This is a genomic window from Streptomyces sp. LZ34 (assembly GCF_053890475.1).
Genome location: NZ_CM132680.1, coordinates 3,280,572 through 3,297,229 on the forward strand (window position 1 = coordinate 3,280,572; position 16,658 = coordinate 3,297,229).

The following is a 16,658-nucleotide window of genomic DNA, read 5'->3' on the forward strand; positions in this document are numbered from 1 at the left end:
CCGCCGCGTGAACGGCCTCGGCAGCGCGTGTCTCGGCGGCACGTGCCTCAGCAGCACGTGCCTCAGCAGCAGGTGTGGTGGGCGTGCTCCTCGCGGTGCCACCAGTAGCGCTCGCGGGCGGGACCCTGCGGCACGTCGGCCACGTGGGCTGAGGTGGAGGCGGAGGCGGAGGCGTTCCGCAGGGGCGCCGCGTCCGTGGAGGCCTGCTTGGCCGCGCCCGAGGACTCCCCGCTCACCAGGTCGTCCACCGAGTGCACCGCACCCCCCAGCACCACGCTCCGCACCGCCGCGGCCGCCCGGATGTCGCTCAGCGGGTCGCCCTCCACCAGCACCAGGTCGGCCAGCTTCCCCGGCTCCACGGTGCCCATCCGCGCGCTCATACCCAGTGCCCGCGCGCCCTCGACGGTCGCGGAGCGCAGCGCCTGGTGGGGGGTGGCGCCGTAGCGGACCATGGCCTGAAGGTTCAGGTGGTAGTAGATGGCCGGGGGCACCAGCGGGCTGTCGGTGCCCACCCCGACGTGCGCCCCGCCCTCCAGCAGCCTGCGCACCGTGGCCCCGTGCCGGGCGACGAAGGCCAGCAGGTCGGTGGGGACGGTCTGCTGCGCGTCCGCCACCCCGGTGCGGAACTCCTCGTACTCCGCCTCGCTCATCAGCGAGGTGAGCCGCCGGTCGCCGACCGCCCATCCGGCGTAGCGGTAGAGCGCCGCCCGGGTGGCGGGCAGGCCCGCGCCGGACAGCCCGAAGGTCGGGGTGAAGGCCATACCGGAGGCGATCAGCGGCTCGGTCATGTCGTCGTAGGCGTGGCCGAGGTGGGTCTCCTTCTGGCGCCGGCCGTAGCGGCTGGTGCCGCCGAGGTGCTCGGTGCCGTCGGCGCCGAGGCCGAGCGGGCCGAAGAGGTAGTGCGAGGTGGCGCGCAGCCCGAGCCGGTGGCCGCCGCGGATGGCGGCGCGCTGCATCGCGTACGGCAGCCGCACATACGTCTTCACCAGGTCGTGGCCCAGCGCCTCGGCCTTCGCGAGCTCGCGCTCCAGCTCTTCGGTGTCGGTCACCGGGCGGCCGGAGGAGTAGTAGATGCGCGAGCCGTCGATCAGGTCGCCCGCCGCGAAGACCCGGGGGCCGACGCGGCGTCCGGAGGCGGTGGCCTCCTTGGCCTCGACGGCCGCGTAGTGGGCGGTGCCGGGCGAGCGGACCGCCGTCACGCCGTAGGACAGCCACAGCTTCATGGTGTCGGCCCGCTGCCAGGGGCCGTGCTCGTGGACGGCGATCAGGCCGGGCATCGCGGTCAGGTGGCGCGCGTCGACGGTACGGCCACCGCTCCCGGCGCGGACCGATCCGCGCGCCACGACGGCCTTGATGCGGTCGCCCTCGATGACGATGTCGACGTCGCGGCGCAGCGTCTCGCCCGTGCCGTCCCACACCGCGCCCACCTGCACCACCGTGCGCCCGGTCGGCTTGGCGGGGCGCCAGGTCAGCTTGACCGGGACGGTCCGCGCGCGGCCGGTACGGGCGTCGGCCAGGCGCAGCCGGCCGTTGGAGAGGTAGAGCAGCGAGCGGGAGTCGGCGCTCCAGCTGGGGGCGTCGGCGGTCTCACCGTTCAGCTCGCGCGCTGTCCCGGTCGGCCGCCCGGCGGAGTCCAGGGCGCTGAGGTGCAGGGTGCCGGCGACGATGTACGCGGTGTGCTTGCCGTCGGGCGAGTGGACCGGGCCCGCGTCGATGCGGTTGGCCAGGGACTTGCCGGGGACGGGGTCGTCGTAGTGCGCCTCGCCGCTGGTGAGGTCGACGGTCAGCACGCGGTTGAAGCCCTCGCGGTAGCGGGGGGTGACCGGCACCAGGGCGGCCAGGGAGAGCTTGCCGCCGTCGGCGGAGAAGGTGGGCCTGCCGGGCGCGTTGAGCGGGCCGGCGACCTTGCGTACGGCGCCGGTGGCCACGTCCACGGTGTGCAGGGTGCCCGAGCCGAGGCCGAAGGCGACGTTCGCGCCGTCGGGGCTGAACGCGGGGCCCGCGGCCGCGTCCTGGAGGTCGGTCAGCCGGCGCGTCGTACCGCCGGCGATGTCGTACGTCCACAGGTCGGCCGCGCCGCCCCGGTCGCTGACGTAGACGAGGGTGGAGCCGTCCGGGGACCAGGCGGGGTCGGTGTTCAGGTGTCCGTCCGAGACGACGGCCTTGGGGGTCTTGTCCTTGCCCTTGCCCGGGTTGACGGGCGCGATCCAGATGTCGCCGAGCGCGGCGAAGGCGATCCGTTCGCCGTCCGGGGAGAGGGACGGGCTGACGATGCCCTTGACGGGGCGGGGGGCGGCGGAGGCCGGGGCCGCGTCGCTGTCGTGTGCGGCGGGCCGCTCCTGGACGCGGGGGACGGTGAGCTGGGCGGCAAAGGAAATGTCCTTCGCCTTTCCGGCCTGTGCCTTGCCTCCGGAGAGCTTTCTGCGGCGGATCTTGCCATCGGCGGTGTAGAACACCTCGTCCGCGGACGGCCAGCGGGCCGCGAACGGGAAGACGTCCTCCTCCTCGTCCGACACGGTCTCGCCGTCGACCACGAGGGCGGTGGCCGCCGAGCCGAGGTGGACGTAGGCGAAGCGGGCGCCGTCCGGCGAGAAGGAGGGGCCCGCCACCCGCCCCTCGGTGACGGTGGCGAGCGTGGTGCGCTTGCCGTCGGCGTCGGCCTGGACGACGGTCTGCGGGGCGTCGCCCTTGCCGGAGGTGAAGGCGATCGCGGTCCCGTCGGGGTGCCAGAAGGGCTGCGCCTGCTGGGTGGTCGCGTCCGTGCTCGGCGCCCACACCTTCGTGGCGCCGCTGTCGAGTTCGAGGACATGGATCGCGTACCGGCCGTCGGCCTCCGCCGCGTAGGCGATCCGCTTGCCGTCCGGGGAGAACCGCGGCTCGCGGTGGTCGGTGCCGCCGCTGGTCAGCCGGCGTGCCCCGGTGCCGTCGGCGCGGGCGAGCCAGAGGTGGAAGTTGCCGTCGGTGTAGGACTGGTAGACGAGATGGCGGCCGTCGGGCGAGAAGTCGGGCTCGGTCGCCTCCTGGTCGATACCGGTGAGCCGGCTCGCCTCGCCACCGGCGGCCGGGACCGTCCAGAGCAGGTTGAGCAGATCGAGGACGACGGTCCGGCCGTCCGGGGAGAGCGCCGCGGAGGCGTTGGTCGCCTGGGTGACGGTGATCCGCCGGGTGGCATCGCCTGTGGCGCCCTCGGCGTTCTCGGCGTTCTCGGCGGCGCTCGCCACCGGAACCGGCCCGGTCAGCTGCCCGCCCAGCCACAGACTCCCGGCCCCGGCCGCGGCCGCCGCCTGTCCGCCGCGCCGGATCAGTGTCCTGCGAGATATACCCACGGCCGTACCCTCCGCTTGAAGATCACGATCTCGCCGAACTTAAAGGCAGGGTCAAGCGGAGGAACAGCCCGCGGAAATAGGTGTTACCTGAACTTAACCGCGTCCCCGGCCTGTCGGCCCCCCGCAAAACACTCATAACCAGCGGCTATGACAACAGGTCTTGGACGACAGCCACGCCACGGCGCACCGTGAATCGCAACCGCGCCAACCCCGGCGCAGGGCCAAGCGACCGGAAAGGACGCGACCGCGATGCGCGCTCTGCTGTACGACCCCGAGGCCCCTCAGGGCCTGCGACTCGGTGCGGCCCCGGAGCCGGAGCCGGACGAGTCGCAGGCTCTGGTCGAGGTCCGCGCCGCCTCCCTCAACTTCGGCGAACTCGCCTACCGGGAGGAGCGAGCGCGCCCCGGGCAGGTGCTCGGCTGGGACTCGGCGGGCGTCGTCGTCCGCGCCGCCGCCGACGGCTCCGGTCCCGCGGTCGGCACCCGTGTGGTGTCCTTCGGGCCACCAGGAGCATGGGCCGAGCGGCGGGCGGTCGACATCGCCGAACTCGCCGTGGTGCCGGACCCGGTCGACCTCGGCGCGGCGTCCACCCTGCCGGGCGCGGGGGTCTCCGCGCTCCAGGCCCTGCGCCGGCTGGGCCCGGTGATCGGGCGCCGGGTGCTGATCACCGGCGCTTCGGGCGGCCTGGGGCGCTTCGCGGTGCAGCTGGCCGCCCTCGCCGGTGCGTATGTCATCGCGGCGGTGGGCAGCCCGGAGCGCGGCGAAGGGCTGCTCGAGCTCGGCGCCGACGAGGTCGTCGTCGGCCTCGAAGGCATCACCGCACCGGTCTTCGGTGTGCTGGACAACGTGGGCGGCTCGCTGCTGGCCGAGGCGTTCGCCCTGGTCGAGCCCGGAGGCTCGGCCCAGTCCATCGGCAAGGCGTCGCTCGAACCGACCACCATCGACTTCGAGCGGGAGCGGCTGGCGGGCGGCGGCAGGCGGCTCGAGCCCTTCGTGGTGCGCTCACCCTTCGGTCCCGACCTGGCGTATCTGGTGGGCCTCCTGGCCAAGGGGCGGCTCAACCCGCAGATCGGCTGGCGCGGCTCGTGGAAGCGCGCACCGGAGGCGGTGGAGGCGCTGCTGGGCCGCCGCGTACGGGGCAAGGCGGTGCTGGACATCGACGGCTGACCCGCTCAGCGAGACGGCTTGGAACCGGTCGGCTTGGAGTCGGACTGCGCTGAGCCGGACGACTCGGAGCCGGACGACTCGGAGCCGGACGACTTGGAACCGGACGACTTGGAACCGGACGACTTGGAGCCCGGCTGCGGGCCGTAAGCGTTCAGGAAGCGGTCACGGAAAGTGTCCATCCGCCAGACCGGGGTGTCCGCGCCGGGCCTCAGCCCGTCCTGCCACCCCCAGTCGGAGATCCGCTTCAGCACGGCCGGGTCGTGCGCGACGATCGCGACCGGCACATCCCGGCTGGCGTGGTCGCCGCTGACCTTCGCCATGGGCTGGTGGTCGCCGAGGAAGACAAGCACGGTGTTCTTGTTGCCGTACTTCACCACGTAGTCGATGAGGCTGTTCAGCGAGTACTGGATGGACTTGCCGTACTCGGCGCGCGCCTGGGTGGAGTCCGTGAACACGTCCTTGGGGTCCTTGCCCGCCTTCTTGATGTCGCCGTAGACCGAGCCGTCACCGACCTCGTCCCAACCGATCATCTTGGGGATGGGCGCCCACGGCTGGTGGCTGGAGGTCAGGATGATCTCCGACATCAGCGGCTTGTCATGCTTCTTGCCGTGCTCAAGACGCTCGAAGGCCGTCAGGGCGTACTGGTCGGGCATGGTCGACCAGCTGAACTTCGGGCCCTGGTAGCCGAGGTCCCGGGAGTCGTAGACGTTGTCGAGGCCGTAGAACTTCGCCTCCGGCCACCCCTTGGTGACACCCGGCATGATGCCGACCGTGCGCCAGGCGCCGGTGCGCTTGAAGGCGCGGGTGATGGTGAGGTGGTCGCCCGCGGTGACGGTGCGGTAGCGGCTCTGGTTGTCGATCCACAGGCCGGACAGGAAGGTGGAGTGGCCCAGCCAGCTGTTGCCGCCGTACGTCGCCGAGGTGAGCCAGCCGCTCTTGGACGAGTACCCGGCGTCGCTCAGCTCCTTGGTCTTCTCGTCGAGCACCGCGTCGACCCCGGGCGCGATCTCCGGGTCCTCGATGGCGCTGCGGCCGTAGCTCTCGATGAAGGTGAAGATGACGTCCTTGCCGCGCAGCCCGGTCAGCAGCTGATCGCCCGGCACGTCACCGAAGGAGTCGACGGCGGCCACCTTTTCGAACTCCCGCTCGTCCTTCAGGGTCGCCTTCACCCACTTCACGCGGTTCTGGACGAGCACGACCGTGTTCCTGGAAGCGATCGGCGCCCCGGACGCCTGTAGGCCGAGCGCCGTGCAGACGACCCACGCGGTCCCGAGCACCAGGACGGTACGGGTCGCCACGGTGTTGTTCCGGGCCATGACTTTGCCGATCCGCAGGCACGCCAGCGTCATGACGGAGAACAGGGCGAGAACGAGCACCACGGCCCCGACCGCGGCGAGTGTGGCGGTCGTCGAGCCGAGCGAGTCCTCGAGGTACGACTGGGCGTCGTCGAGCAGGATCCAGTCGAGCACCACGTTGAACCCGCGCCCGAGGAACTCGTTGTAGCCGATGTCGAGGAGGTTGAGGATGGTCAACAGGCCGAGGAACACCCCGGCGAGCACCGCCGCCACCCGCCTCGGGATCGGCGGCAGGATGAGCAGCACCCCGGCGCCGAGGACCGCCTCCACGGGGATGTGCACGAAGGCGCTGGGCGTGATGAGGGCGAGCCGATTCGGCAGGAGCAGGGCGAACAGCACCAGCGCGACCGACACGGCGGTGGTCACCCACGCCAAGGCCCGCGCGGCGACCGGGTACTTGCCCCGCCAGCCGCGGCCCGTGACGGCCTCGACCGGGGACTGGTCGGTGGCGGGGTCGTGGGGGGAGGTGTCACCGTCGCCGGCGGCGGCATCGCCTGGGGCGGGGGCGTCCGGGGCGGGGGCGTCCGGGGCGGTGTCGCGCGCGGCGGCGCCTGGGGAGGTGTCACCGTCGCCGCTTTCCCGCGCGGCGAGGGCGCCCGCACCGGCATCAGCCGCGGAAGCGCCCACAGCGGCGCCCCTCTCGGGGGCATCGCCGCGGGCGGCGGTGCTCGTAGAAGCACCATGGTCGGCGGAGGCGGCTGTGCCTGCCGAGGCGTCAGCCGCCACGGCCTTGTCGGCAGCGGCGTCGGCGGCAGCGGTGCCCGCGACGTCACCCGCTACGGCCTCGTCGGCAGCGGCGTCACCCTCAGCTTCACCCGCGGCGTCGCCTGCGGAGGTGTCGCCACCGACCCCGCCCTCAGCGGCGGCACCCGGCGCGACGGCACCCGAAGCGGTGGCGCCCACAGAGCTGCCGCCCTCGGCAGCGGCACCCGGCGCGACGGCACCCGCAGAGCCGTCCGCAGCCGTGTCACCCGCGGCGACCGCGTCCGCAGACGTGCCGCCCGCGGCGGCATCGCCCGTGGCGGCCTCGTCCGGCGTGTGCGCTGCGGTGTCGTCCGGCGCCGGGTCCTCCTCAGCGTTCGCCTTGTCCCTGTCCGGCAGCTGACGAGAGCGCGTGAAGAGCGACACCCCGAAGTTCCTTCCGTGCTTGCGAAGCCCGATGGTGGCACAGCGGACCAGGCTCGGGAGGTCAGGACCGCCGTTATCCCTTACGGCTCGTCGACGGCTTCGGTTCAAAACACCCCGAGCTGACTTCCCGACTGTCATGCTCACGGCTACATTCCATCAGTGGGAGCGCTCCCAATCTCGTGCGTGCAACCCGGACGTGTGCAGCCCCGAAGGAGGATCCATGGCACCCGACCCGCACCCCCTCCCCCACCCCCGTACGTCCAAGCGCATCCGCGCCCTCGCGGCGCTGACCGCCACGCTGGCCACGGCGGCGGCCCTCACCCCCGCCGCCTCCACCGCCTCCGCCTCGTCCGCGCCCGCCCGCGCGGCGGCCGCGTGCTCGGCGAACGGCTTCTGCGAGGACTTCGAGTCGCAGACCGGCCCCGCCCCCTCAGGCCGCTGGACCACGAACGTGGCCAACTGCTCCGGCACCGGCACCGCCACCGTGGACTCCACCGTCGCCCACGGCGGCACCAAGTCCGTCCGGGTGACCGGCAAGGCCGGGTACTGCAACCACGCCTTCGCCGGTACCTCCCTGTCCGACGTCCCGGCCGGCTCCGAGCTGTACGCGCGCTTCTGGGTCCGCCACACCACCGCGCTCCCCGCCCAGCACGTCACGTTCGCCGCCCTGCGCGACACCAACGACAACTCGAAGGACCTGCGGATGGGCGGGCAGAACAAGGCGTTGCAGTGGAACCGCGAGTCCGACGACGCGACCCTGCCCGCGCAGAGCCCGGCGGGCGTGGCACTGTCCACGCCGCTGCCGCTCAACACCTGGACCTGTCTGGAGTTCCGGCTCGACCGCTCGGCGGGCCGCCTGGACACCTGGGTCAACGGCTCCCTCGTCACCGGCCTGGTGGTGGACGGCACCCCGACCCAGGACGTCGACCAGCAGTGGCTGGCCCGGGGCGGCTGGCGCCCCGCGCCCACGGATCTGCGGCTGGGCTGGGAGAGCTACGGCGAGGGCGACGACACGCTCTGGTACGACGACATCGCCGTCGGGACCGCGCGGATCGGCTGCAACACGCTTTAGGCGCAGGTCTGCGCGCGGTAGCTGCCGGGGGTGTGCCCGAACGCGCGGCGGAAGACATCGATGAACGCGCTGGCCGAGGCCCAGCCGCAGCGGTGCGCGACCGCGGTGACGGTGACGCCGTCGGAGAGCAGCAGCAGGGCGTGGTGCAGCCGTAGTTGGGTGCGCCACTGGGGGAACGTCATGCCCATCTCGGCGCGGAAGAGGCGGGTGAGCGTGCGGGCGCTCGCCCCCACCCGGGCGCCCAGCTCGGCGAGCGGCCGGGGATCCGCTGGGTCGTGCTGGAGGATGGCGCACACGGCGGCCAGGCGCGGGTCCTGGGCCGTGGGCAGATGCAGGGGCTGCTGGGGCGCGTGCCGCAACTGGTCGAGCAGGACGGCGAGCAGGCGGCGGGACTCGACGGCCCCTGGGTCGGCGTCCGGGCGGCTGTACGCGATGATCAGCTCGCGCAGCAGCGGGCCGACCGCCAGCACGGCGGGCCGGTCCAGGCCCAGCGGGTTGGCCTCCACCGGCAGGCCGACGCCGTGCAGCACGGTCCGGCCGTAGGCCCGGTGTTCGTGCAGGGTGCCGACGGGGATCCAGATCGCCCGGGCGGCCGGGGCGACCCAGCTCCCGCCCTCAGTGGTCACCGACAGCACGCCGCGGCCCGCGTAGACGACTTGGTGCACATCGTGGCAGTGAGCGGACACGCCGGTGCCCGGGTCCAGGAATCGGGTGGTTGTCGGCGTATGCGACCGGGCCGGGACGGTTCGGCGGGGCGCTTGGCGGGATACCGACATCACCTGGCAGATTACCGGAAGCCTGCCAACCGCCGCCCGTCGAGGATCATTGGCGTGACCAGGAAAACCCACTCCGTATCGCACGACCACTCCGCATCGCGCGAGCACTCCGTATCGCGCGACCACTCCGTATCCAGACCGATCACGATGATGGCCATCGGCCACGCGACCGTGGACTTCTACCAGGGCGCTGTGCCCACGCTGGTGCCGTTCCTGGTGGCCGAGCGCCACTACGGCTATGTGGCGGCGTCCGGCATCGTGTTGGCGGCCACGCTGCTGTCCTCGATCGTGCAGCCCCTGTTCGGGGCGTTGACCGACCGGTGGACGATGCCCTGGCTGATCCCCGCGAGCTCCCTCGGCGCGGGGCTGGGCATAGCCCTGTCCGGGCCCGGCGATTCGTATCTGCTCACCTGGCTGGCGGTCGCCCTCTCGGGCATCGGGGTCGCCGCCTACCACCCCGAGTCGGCGCGGCTGGCCCGGACGGCGAGCCGCGGCAGCCATGTGGCCATGGGCTGGTACTCCCTCGGCGGCAACATAGGCTTCGCCCTTGCCCCCGTCGCCGTGTCCCCGGTCCTGTCCGCCGGAGGCCTGAGCGCGTCGCCTTGGCTGGTGGTGCCCGCGGTGGCCGGGGTGGTGCTGACGGCGTCCGCGATCCGGTCCCTGGCCCGGCGCGCGGCAGTCGAGCAGGCCGCCACGCAGGGCACCGGCCGTGACAACTGGCCGGAGTTCCTGCGGCTCTCGGCGGTCATCGTCTGCCGCTCGATCATCTTCGTGGGCCTGAGCGCGTTCATCGCCCTGTACGCCCAGCAGCGCGTGCCCGGAGGCTCGGCCACGGGGTCGGCGGCGCTGTTCACGCTGTTCGCCGGGGGCGCGGTGGGCACCGTACTGGGCGGTCCGCTGGCCGCGCGCTGGGGGCGCGTCCGTACGCTCCGCATCGCGTATGGGGCAGGGGTCCCCGCCGTCGCCGGGCTGGTGTTCATCCCCGGGCCGGCCCTCTACGCCTTCGCCGCCCTGACGGCCGCCGCCCTGTACGTGCCGTTCTCGCTGCACGTCACGCTGGGCCAGGACTACCTGCCGAACCGGGTCGGCACGGCCAGCGGCGTCACGCTGGGCCTGGCCGTCAGCGTCGGGGGCGTGGCCAGCCCGGCCATCGGCGCCCTCGCCGATGTCGCCGGTCTGCGCACCGCGCTGGCTCCGCTGATCGCGCTGTGCGCCCTGGCGTGGCTCATCGCGGGCACGCTCACGGAGCCGGAGCCGGAGGCCATCCCCAAGCGGGAGCCCGCCCCCGGGGCCGGAGCATCCCCCGGCACCCGCTGATTGTCAGTGGTACGTCCTACTGTGACGTTATGACCCTTCTGAGTCACGATCGCCAGTGCGCCGAGATCGCCGCGCAGACCGATCTGTTGCAGCCGATCGTCAAAGGCGCGGACCTGACGGCCCCCGTGCCGTCCTGCCCCGGCTGGAATGTCGGCCAGCTGCTGCGCCACCTCGGCGGCGGCCAGCGCTGGGCCGCGGAGACCGTACGGACGCGGGCGGCGGGCCCGCTCCCCGACGACGACTTCCGCGACCTGTCGCCGTACGCCCATGAGGACCCCGCCGTGCTCGGCCCCTGGCTCACCGAGGGCGCCGAGCTGCTGGCGGACGCGCTGCGCGCGGCCGGGCCCGACGCGAAGGTGTGGACCCCGGTCCCCGGCGGGACCGCGGCCTTCTTCGCCCGCCGGTTCACGCATGAGACGGTCGTCCACCGGGCCGATGCGACCCTGGCCCTCGGCGCGGAGTTCACCGTCGCCGAGGACGTCGCCCTCGACGGCCTCGACGAGTGGATGGAGCTCGGCGCGCTGCCGATGCACTTCGAGATCCATCCCCGGATGCGTGAGCTGCTCGGCCCCGGCCGCACCCTTCACCTCCACGCCACCGACACCGCCCCCGATACGGCGGCGGAGTGGGTGGTCGACCTCACCGGCGAGGTGATCACCTGGCGCCGGGCCCATGAGAAGGCCGCCGTCGCCGTGCGGGCCCCGCTGACCGATCTCCTGCTGCTGGTCTACCGCCGGCGTCCGGCCCACGGCGAGGGCGTCGAGGTGCTGGGGGACGCGCAGTTGCTTGACTTCTGGCTGGACCGGGTCGCCTTTGGCTGACGGCCCCGGCCGGGAACCGCACTCCCCCTACGACGCGGCGAAGGGGCGGTCGCGCCGGGCGTCGTGGAGGACCGAGCCCCACCACAGGAGCTGGTCCAGCATCGCCTTCGCGGCGGCGTTCGGGCCCTCGGGGTCCTTGAGCGTGCCGTCGGGGCCGAACAGCTCGTAGTACTTGGGGAAGGAGACGTAGTCGCGGACCGTGTGGGCCTGGAGCTCGTTGAAGACCTGCCGCAGGCCCTCGATGGCCAGCAGGCCGCCGCTGGCCCCGCTGTAGCCGACGAAGCCGACCGGCTTGGTCTGCCACTCGACGTAGTGCCAGTCGATCGCGGCCTTCAGCGCGGCCGGGTAGGCGCGGTTGTAGTCCGGCGTCAGCACGACGAACGCGTCGGCCGCCGCGAGCCGCGCGGTGAGGTCCGCCATCTCGGCGGGGCGGGGCAGGTTCGGCTGCATCGCGGGAGGCACGGGTGGCAGGGCGAGCGGCAGCGGGGTGTCTGCCAGGTCGATGAGGTCCACGGCGAACCGGCCGTGTGCCTCGGCCTGTTCGACGAACCAGTTCGCGACCGTCGGGCCGAACCGGCCCTCCCGGACGCTGCCGAGGATCACTGCGAGCTTGAGGGTCTGGCTGGTCTGGCTGGACATGGCTGGGCTTGCTCCTTGTTCCTGCTGAGGTGGTTCCTGCTGAGGTGGCGAAGTGGCCGGGAGGGCCACGCCCTCCAACCTGCCGGGCCGCGCCAGGACCAGGAAGGCCGGGCCGAGACTGGTAGTGGCAGGGCCACGATCCCGCTCGGCGCGGCTGTTACGTTCGGAGGGTGAGCGACAACGAGCTGGGCATGTTCCTGCGCCTCCGCAGGGAGGCGGTCACCCCCGCCGAGGTGGGGCTGCCCACCGGCCCCCGCCGCCGTACGCCCGGCCTGCGCCGGGCCGAGCTGGCCACGGTCGCCGGGGTCAGCGTGGAGTACGTGACCCGGCTGGAGCAGGGCCGCGACCGCCGGCCCTCCATGCAGGTGCTCGCCGCGCTGGCCGACGCGCTCCGCCTCACCCCCGCCGAACGCGTCCATCTGCACCGGCTGACCAAGGGCGCGGAGGGCGGCTTCAGCTGCATGGGCGGCGCGGACCCGGCCCGTACCGTGCGCCCCACCGTGCGGGCCCTGCTCGACCGCCTGGAGCCCGCCCCGGCCGTACTGCTCAACCGGCTCAGCGAGATCCTCGCCCACACGGCCGGCTACGAACGGCTGGCGGGCCCCGTCGGCCTGCTGGACGGCAACCCACCCAACCTCACCCGCTTCGTCTTCACCGACCCGCGCGCCCGCACCGCGTACCCCGACTGGGCCCATGTCGCCGACGAGCAGGTCGCCGCCCTCAAGCAGGGCCCCTTCCGCGCGGACCCCCATGTCGCCCACCTCGCCGACGAGTTGACGGTCACCACCGGAGACGCCTTCACCGAGCGCGTGGCCACCCTGCCCGGCCTCCCCCGGTCCAACGGGGTCACCCGGCTGCGCCACCCCGAGGTGGGCGAGCTTCGCCTGGCGTACGAGACCCTCGAACTGCCCGCCGACGACGACCAGCGCCTCATCGTCCACCTCCCCGCCGACGACGCCACCTCCGCCGCCCTGGACCGCCTCACCGGCCGCCGCCCGGGGGCGCTGCGGGCGGTGTCGGCGAGCTGAGGCCCGGGGCGGCCCCCCGGCACGTAATTCCCGGGCGCGACCGCGTGCCCCGCCCCACACTGAGCCCATGGACACCGCCCCCATACACACCTCGGTTCAGTCCAGCGAGCTGCTCGGCTTCCCTCCCGACGCCCGTGTGCTCATCGTCAACGCCGACGACCTCGGGATGTACCACGCGGTCAACGCCGCGATCGTCGACTCCATCGAGCAGGGAATCGTCACCTCCTCCAGCCTGATGGTGCCGTGTCCATGGACCCGGCACGCCATGCACCTGCTGCGCGACCGACCCCACATCCCGTTCGGCATCCACCTCACGCTGGTCTGCGACACGGCCCACTACCGGTGGGGGCCGCTGTCCCCGAAGGACAAGGTGCCCTCCCTGCTGGACGACAGGGGCGAACTGTTCATCCCCACGCCCGCCGGGCGCGCCGAGCTCCTCGCCCAGGCCCGTCTCGACGAGATCGAGCTGGAGTTCCGCGCCCAGATCGACGCCGTGGTCAACACCGGCCTGACCCCGACCCACCTCGACTTCCACTGCCTGGCCGACGGCGGACGCGATGACATCCTGGACCTGACCATGGCGCTGGCCGCAGAGTACGGCCTGGCGGTACGGGTCTGGCTCGCCCCCGGACGCCGGAAGGCACGGCGGCGCGGCCTCCCGGTCACCGACAACGACTTCCTGGACAGCTTCTCCCTCGACCTCGACGACAAGCCGGCCCGCTACGCCCAGCTGCTGCGCGACCTGCCGACCGGCCTCAGCGAATGGGCGGTCCATCCAGGGCTGGGCACGGAGGAGTCCCGGGCGATCGAGCCCGACGGCTGGCGTGTGCGCCGGACCGACTACGAGTTCCTGACCTCACCCGAGGCTCGCGAACTCCTCCGGCAGGAGCAGATCACCGTGATCGACTACCGGACCGTCCAGCGGAAGTGGTCCGGGCCACTCCCGTGACGGACTCCGCCCCGGCCATCCGCCTGAGGTTGCGGTGAGTATGGGACAGCGACACGCCGTGGCGTCGGCGTGTCGCTGTCCCATACTCACCGCAAAGTCACTGGCATTGGCCCTAGCCGGCCAGTTGGTCGAGGATGCCGGCCACCTCCGCCGGGTGGAGCAGGAATCCGGTATGGCTGGTCTCCAGGGTGCGCACGTCGTACGGGTTGTCGGGGGTCAAGGCGTCGGCCTCGGCGATCAGCCGGTCCTGCATGGCCACCGGAAGCGACCGGTCGTTGGTGAGACGAACATAGGTGCGGGCGATCGTGCCCCAGGTATCGGCGTGCCCACGGGCGTCGGCCGTCATCACCGCGAGGGACTCGTCCGGTTGCAGGATGTTGAGGAAGGCCCGGAACTGCTCATCGGTGCCGTCCGCCATGACCGCCGCCTTGAGGGCCGCGAGCAATGCCGGATCGGCGGTTCGGTAATTGGCCCGGCCGGCGCCGAGTGCTGCCGCGTCCCCGACGTTCAACGCGTACAGCGGGGCGAGCAGGTTGGCGGCGAACTCGGGCTCCTGCATGTACTCGACGGGGCTCGACCGTTGCACACACGACCACGCGGAGATGTACACGAGCCGGTCCACCAGATCAGGGACCGTGTTGCCCACCCCGGTGATGGTGGTTCCACCGAGGCTGGCGCCCACCAGCACCACCGGTCCGTGCTCGGCCACGCGTCGGACGACGTCAACGACCATGTCTACGTTGTCCTGCAAGGTGACTCCGGCCAGCGTCGACGGCTCGGCCGCCCACGCATCGAGGTCCTGTGGGGCCTGGTAGGCAACGGAGTATTGCGCGTCGAAGCCGTGCCCCGGCAGATCGACGGCGAAGCTGCGGTGTCCGAGCAACGCGAGTTCGCGCTGGACCGGAGCCCACATGAACGAACTGGAGCAAGAACCGTGGACCAGCACAAAGGTGGGACCGCCACCGCGGGCCCGACGAGAACGCGAGGAGCCGGTGGATACAGACGGCATACAGATCAGTCCTGTTCGAAAGGGCGGCCTGGCAGGCATCTCCGCTTACCGATGCCGACGCCATGAGCCACGCTGCTGAAGGGAAGCACGCGAGTAACCGCGGGAAAAGGCACACGGTTCGGTGATGGCGCGGATAGACCGGTGGCGCAGGGTCGAGTGCACCCACGCGGCGGTACAAGCCGGAGACCACGGGTGGTCTCCTGTGGGTTTCCTCGACTGCCGTTGGTCGCTCAGCGACCAACGGAGCACACCGTCTCAGAGAGTGCGAACGCGCACGAACACGTAGGTCATGACCCGACCCTATCGGTCCCGACACAGCGCACGCGAAGGATTTCCAGCTCCTCGCCGCCGGGGCCTCGCGGAAGCAGACCCTGGGGGAGGTGACGGACTCACCGGATAGATTCCGAAACCGCGCTGGACTTACATGAGGACCTAAGGCCAACGCCTGATAGTCACGTGATCATTTGCTCACTACTCTTCGGTACGACGGTTCTTCTCTCACGACAGGCCAGCCCCAGCAGGAGGCGCCAGGATGCCAGCCAACGCCAGTGCGCATGTGCGCATCGCACGTCCGTCACGTGATCTGCGAGCGGCGGAAAGGTTCTGGGTCTCGGGTCTCGGCCTCGACATCCTGTACCAGCATGCGGCGGACGGCACTCCTGGCCAGCACTCACTCTTGATGGTCGGCTGGCCCCATGCCGCCTGGCACCTTGAGCTCACCCACGATCCCCTTGCGCCAATGGACCCGCAGCCGACCCCCGAGGACCTCTTGGTGATCTACCTCGGCGAACCGGTGCCGGACTCCCTGACAGCGAGACTCGAACAGCACGGTGGCAAGCGAGTGCCAGCACACAATCCTTACTGGGACACCTGGGGCGTGACTGTTCAAGACCCGGATGGCTATTTGCTGGTGTTGTCCACCCGCTCTTGGTCCAACTCGTGACAACGTCAACGAATGCGCTGATCACGGGCCCCCGACCTGGGCGGGGTGGGGACCCGCGGGCAACAGGGGGAACCTACCCCCTGACCTCGAACTCGCCTGCCTGCACGCCACGTATGAACATGGTCCATTCGGAAGCGGTGAAGGTGAGCACGGGGCCGTTGGGGTCCTTGGAGTCGCGGAGGTCCATACCGCTTACGGCCTGATTCCGCACCTCAATACATTCGCCGTTCTGGCCGCTGTAGCTGCTCTTGAACCATCCGGACCGGTTTCCCTGCATTTCCACGCTTTCTCTCTATTTGACGACTTCTTTCGCGATGTCCGCGATGAGGGCCTGGCTCTTCAACTCCCCCAGTGCCGTGGCGCGCAGGTGGTTGAAGATGTCCGCGTAGAAGCCGATGTCATTGGGGTTCTCAAGATACGTGTGGCTGATATGGCTCTCCAGCAGCACGACCTCCATACTGGAGGGCTCCGGGAAGCGGTAGATCTTGAAGGGGAAGGGACTACCTCGGTACGCCCCCACGGAATAGGGTAGTACCTGCAAGGTTACGTTCGGAAGGCGCGCAAGCTCGATCAGATGCAGAAGCTGATCGCGCAACACGCCTACGCCACCGCACTGCTGACGCAGCGCCGCCTCCCCCAGGATCATCCACACCGTGATCGGGTTCTCGGAACGCGTCAGCGCCTTCTGCCGTTCGAGCCGGACTTGCAGCTTCGTCTGCGCATTCTCGTCGAGCGGCCCGGCGGACCCACCCCCGATCACAGCTTCCGCGTATTCCTTGGTCTGGAACAGGCCGTTGACGATTCCGGGTTGGAATCCCCGGCAGTACGACGTGTCCTCCTCCAGCCCGATGAAGTCGAGGAAATCCTGAGGCAAACGGTCTTCCAGCACCCGCCACCACCGCTGCTTGCGACTTTCCCGGGCAAGTGACAGCCAACCTGCCCGCGTGGCCTCGTCCTTGACGCCATACAGGTCGAGCAGCGCCTTGAGATCAAGCGGCCGGACCGGGCTCTGACCGCTCCCCCACCCCGCCCGTCGTCAGCCATCCGGACTGGATCGCCGAAACGGGCCGTGGGCTGTGGCTGCTCCGCGAACTCGCCGACGACTTCGGATACGAACCGACTGCCGAC

General features: G+C 71.5%; 14 protein-coding genes. 7 read left to right on the forward strand and 7 right to left on the reverse strand.

Annotation, left to right across the window (positions count from 1 at the left end; all coding sequences use genetic code 11):
• Positions 1-62 precede the first annotated feature (62 nt).
• Positions 63-3,326, reverse strand: coding sequence for an amidohydrolase family protein (locus ACWY4P_RS12400; protein WP_456210590.1), 3,264 nt, complete (start codon positions 3,324-3,326; stop codon positions 63-65).
• Between the two features lie 249 nt (positions 3,327-3,575).
• Between ACWY4P_RS12400 and ACWY4P_RS12405 the strand changes: the two genes are divergently transcribed.
• Entirely contained in the window at positions 3,576-4,493 is a 918-nt protein-coding gene (locus ACWY4P_RS12405) for a zinc-binding dehydrogenase (protein WP_456210591.1), read from the forward strand.
• Positions 4,494-4,498: 5 nt separating this feature from the next.
• Here the strand turns inward: ACWY4P_RS12405 and ACWY4P_RS12410 are convergent, their stop codons facing one another.
• Positions 4,499-6,976: a sulfatase gene (locus tag ACWY4P_RS12410; protein ID WP_456210592.1), complete on the reverse strand. Its 2,478-nt coding sequence runs from the start codon at positions 6,974-6,976 to the stop codon at positions 4,499-4,501.
• A gap of 220 nt (positions 6,977-7,196) precedes the next feature.
• On the opposite strand from ACWY4P_RS12410, the gene ACWY4P_RS12415 reads away from it, so the two are divergent.
• Positions 7,197-8,048, forward strand: coding sequence for a hydrolase (locus tag ACWY4P_RS12415; protein WP_456210593.1), 852 nt, complete (start codon positions 7,197-7,199; stop codon positions 8,046-8,048).
• Here the strand turns inward: ACWY4P_RS12415 and ACWY4P_RS12420 are convergent.
• Positions 8,045-8,824 (reverse strand): AraC family transcriptional regulator, encoded by a 780-nt coding sequence (locus ACWY4P_RS12420; RefSeq protein WP_456210594.1) that lies wholly within the window; start codon positions 8,822-8,824, stop codon positions 8,045-8,047. The two genes, ACWY4P_RS12415 and ACWY4P_RS12420, sit on opposite strands and share 4 nt — an antisense overlap.
• Before the next feature lie 147 nt (positions 8,825-8,971).
• On the opposite strand from ACWY4P_RS12420, the gene ACWY4P_RS12425 reads away from it, so the two are divergent.
• Positions 8,972-10,141: an MFS transporter gene (locus ACWY4P_RS12425; RefSeq protein ID WP_456212901.1), complete on the forward strand. Its 1,170-nt coding sequence runs from the start codon at positions 8,972-8,974 to the stop codon at positions 10,139-10,141.
• A gap of 29 nt (positions 10,142-10,170) precedes the next feature.
• Complete coding sequence (locus tag ACWY4P_RS12430) at positions 10,171-10,962, forward strand: maleylpyruvate isomerase family mycothiol-dependent enzyme (protein ID WP_456210595.1); 792 nt, start codon at positions 10,171-10,173, stop codon at positions 10,960-10,962.
• 27 nt (positions 10,963-10,989) lie between these two features.
• Here ACWY4P_RS12430 and ACWY4P_RS12435 read toward each other — a convergent pair whose 3' ends face one another.
• Complete coding sequence (locus ACWY4P_RS12435) at positions 10,990-11,601, reverse strand: NADPH-dependent FMN reductase (RefSeq protein WP_456210596.1); 612 nt, start codon at positions 11,599-11,601, stop codon at positions 10,990-10,992.
• 170 nt (positions 11,602-11,771) lie between these two features.
• Here ACWY4P_RS12435 and ACWY4P_RS12440 point away from each other — a divergent pair, with 170 nt between their 5' ends.
• Both ACWY4P_RS12440 and ACWY4P_RS12445 read left to right on the forward strand, forming a co-directional pair.
• Positions 11,772-12,629, forward strand: coding sequence for a helix-turn-helix transcriptional regulator (locus ACWY4P_RS12440; protein WP_456210597.1), 858 nt, complete (start codon positions 11,772-11,774; stop codon positions 12,627-12,629).
• A gap of 67 nt (positions 12,630-12,696) precedes the next feature.
• A complete protein-coding gene (locus ACWY4P_RS12445) occupies positions 12,697-13,578 on the forward strand; it encodes a polysaccharide deacetylase family protein (protein WP_456210598.1) in 882 nt (293 codons plus the stop codon).
• Positions 13,579-13,690: 112 nt separating this feature from the next.
• On the opposite strand, the gene ACWY4P_RS12450 is transcribed toward ACWY4P_RS12445, so the two are convergent.
• Positions 13,691-14,587 (reverse strand): alpha/beta hydrolase, encoded by an 897-nt coding sequence (locus tag ACWY4P_RS12450; RefSeq protein WP_456210599.1) that lies wholly within the window; start codon positions 14,585-14,587, stop codon positions 13,691-13,693.
• A 532-nt stretch (positions 14,588-15,119) separates the two neighbouring features.
• On the opposite strand from ACWY4P_RS12450, the gene ACWY4P_RS12455 reads away from it, so the two are divergent.
• Entirely contained in the window at positions 15,120-15,530 is a 411-nt protein-coding gene (locus ACWY4P_RS12455) for a VOC family protein (RefSeq protein ID WP_456210600.1), read from the forward strand.
• Positions 15,531-15,603: 73 nt separating this feature from the next.
• On the opposite strand, the gene ACWY4P_RS12460 is transcribed toward ACWY4P_RS12455, so the two are convergent.
• Together ACWY4P_RS12460 and ACWY4P_RS12465 are read right to left on the reverse strand one after the other, a co-directional pair.
• Positions 15,604-15,807 (reverse strand): DUF397 domain-containing protein, encoded by a 204-nt coding sequence (locus ACWY4P_RS12460; RefSeq protein ID WP_456212902.1) that lies wholly within the window; start codon positions 15,805-15,807, stop codon positions 15,604-15,606.
• A 15-nt stretch (positions 15,808-15,822) separates the two neighbouring features.
• A complete protein-coding gene (locus ACWY4P_RS12465) occupies positions 15,823-16,419 on the reverse strand; it encodes a DUF5753 domain-containing protein (RefSeq protein ID WP_456210601.1) in 597 nt (198 codons plus the stop codon).
• Positions 16,420-16,658 lie beyond the last annotated feature (239 nt).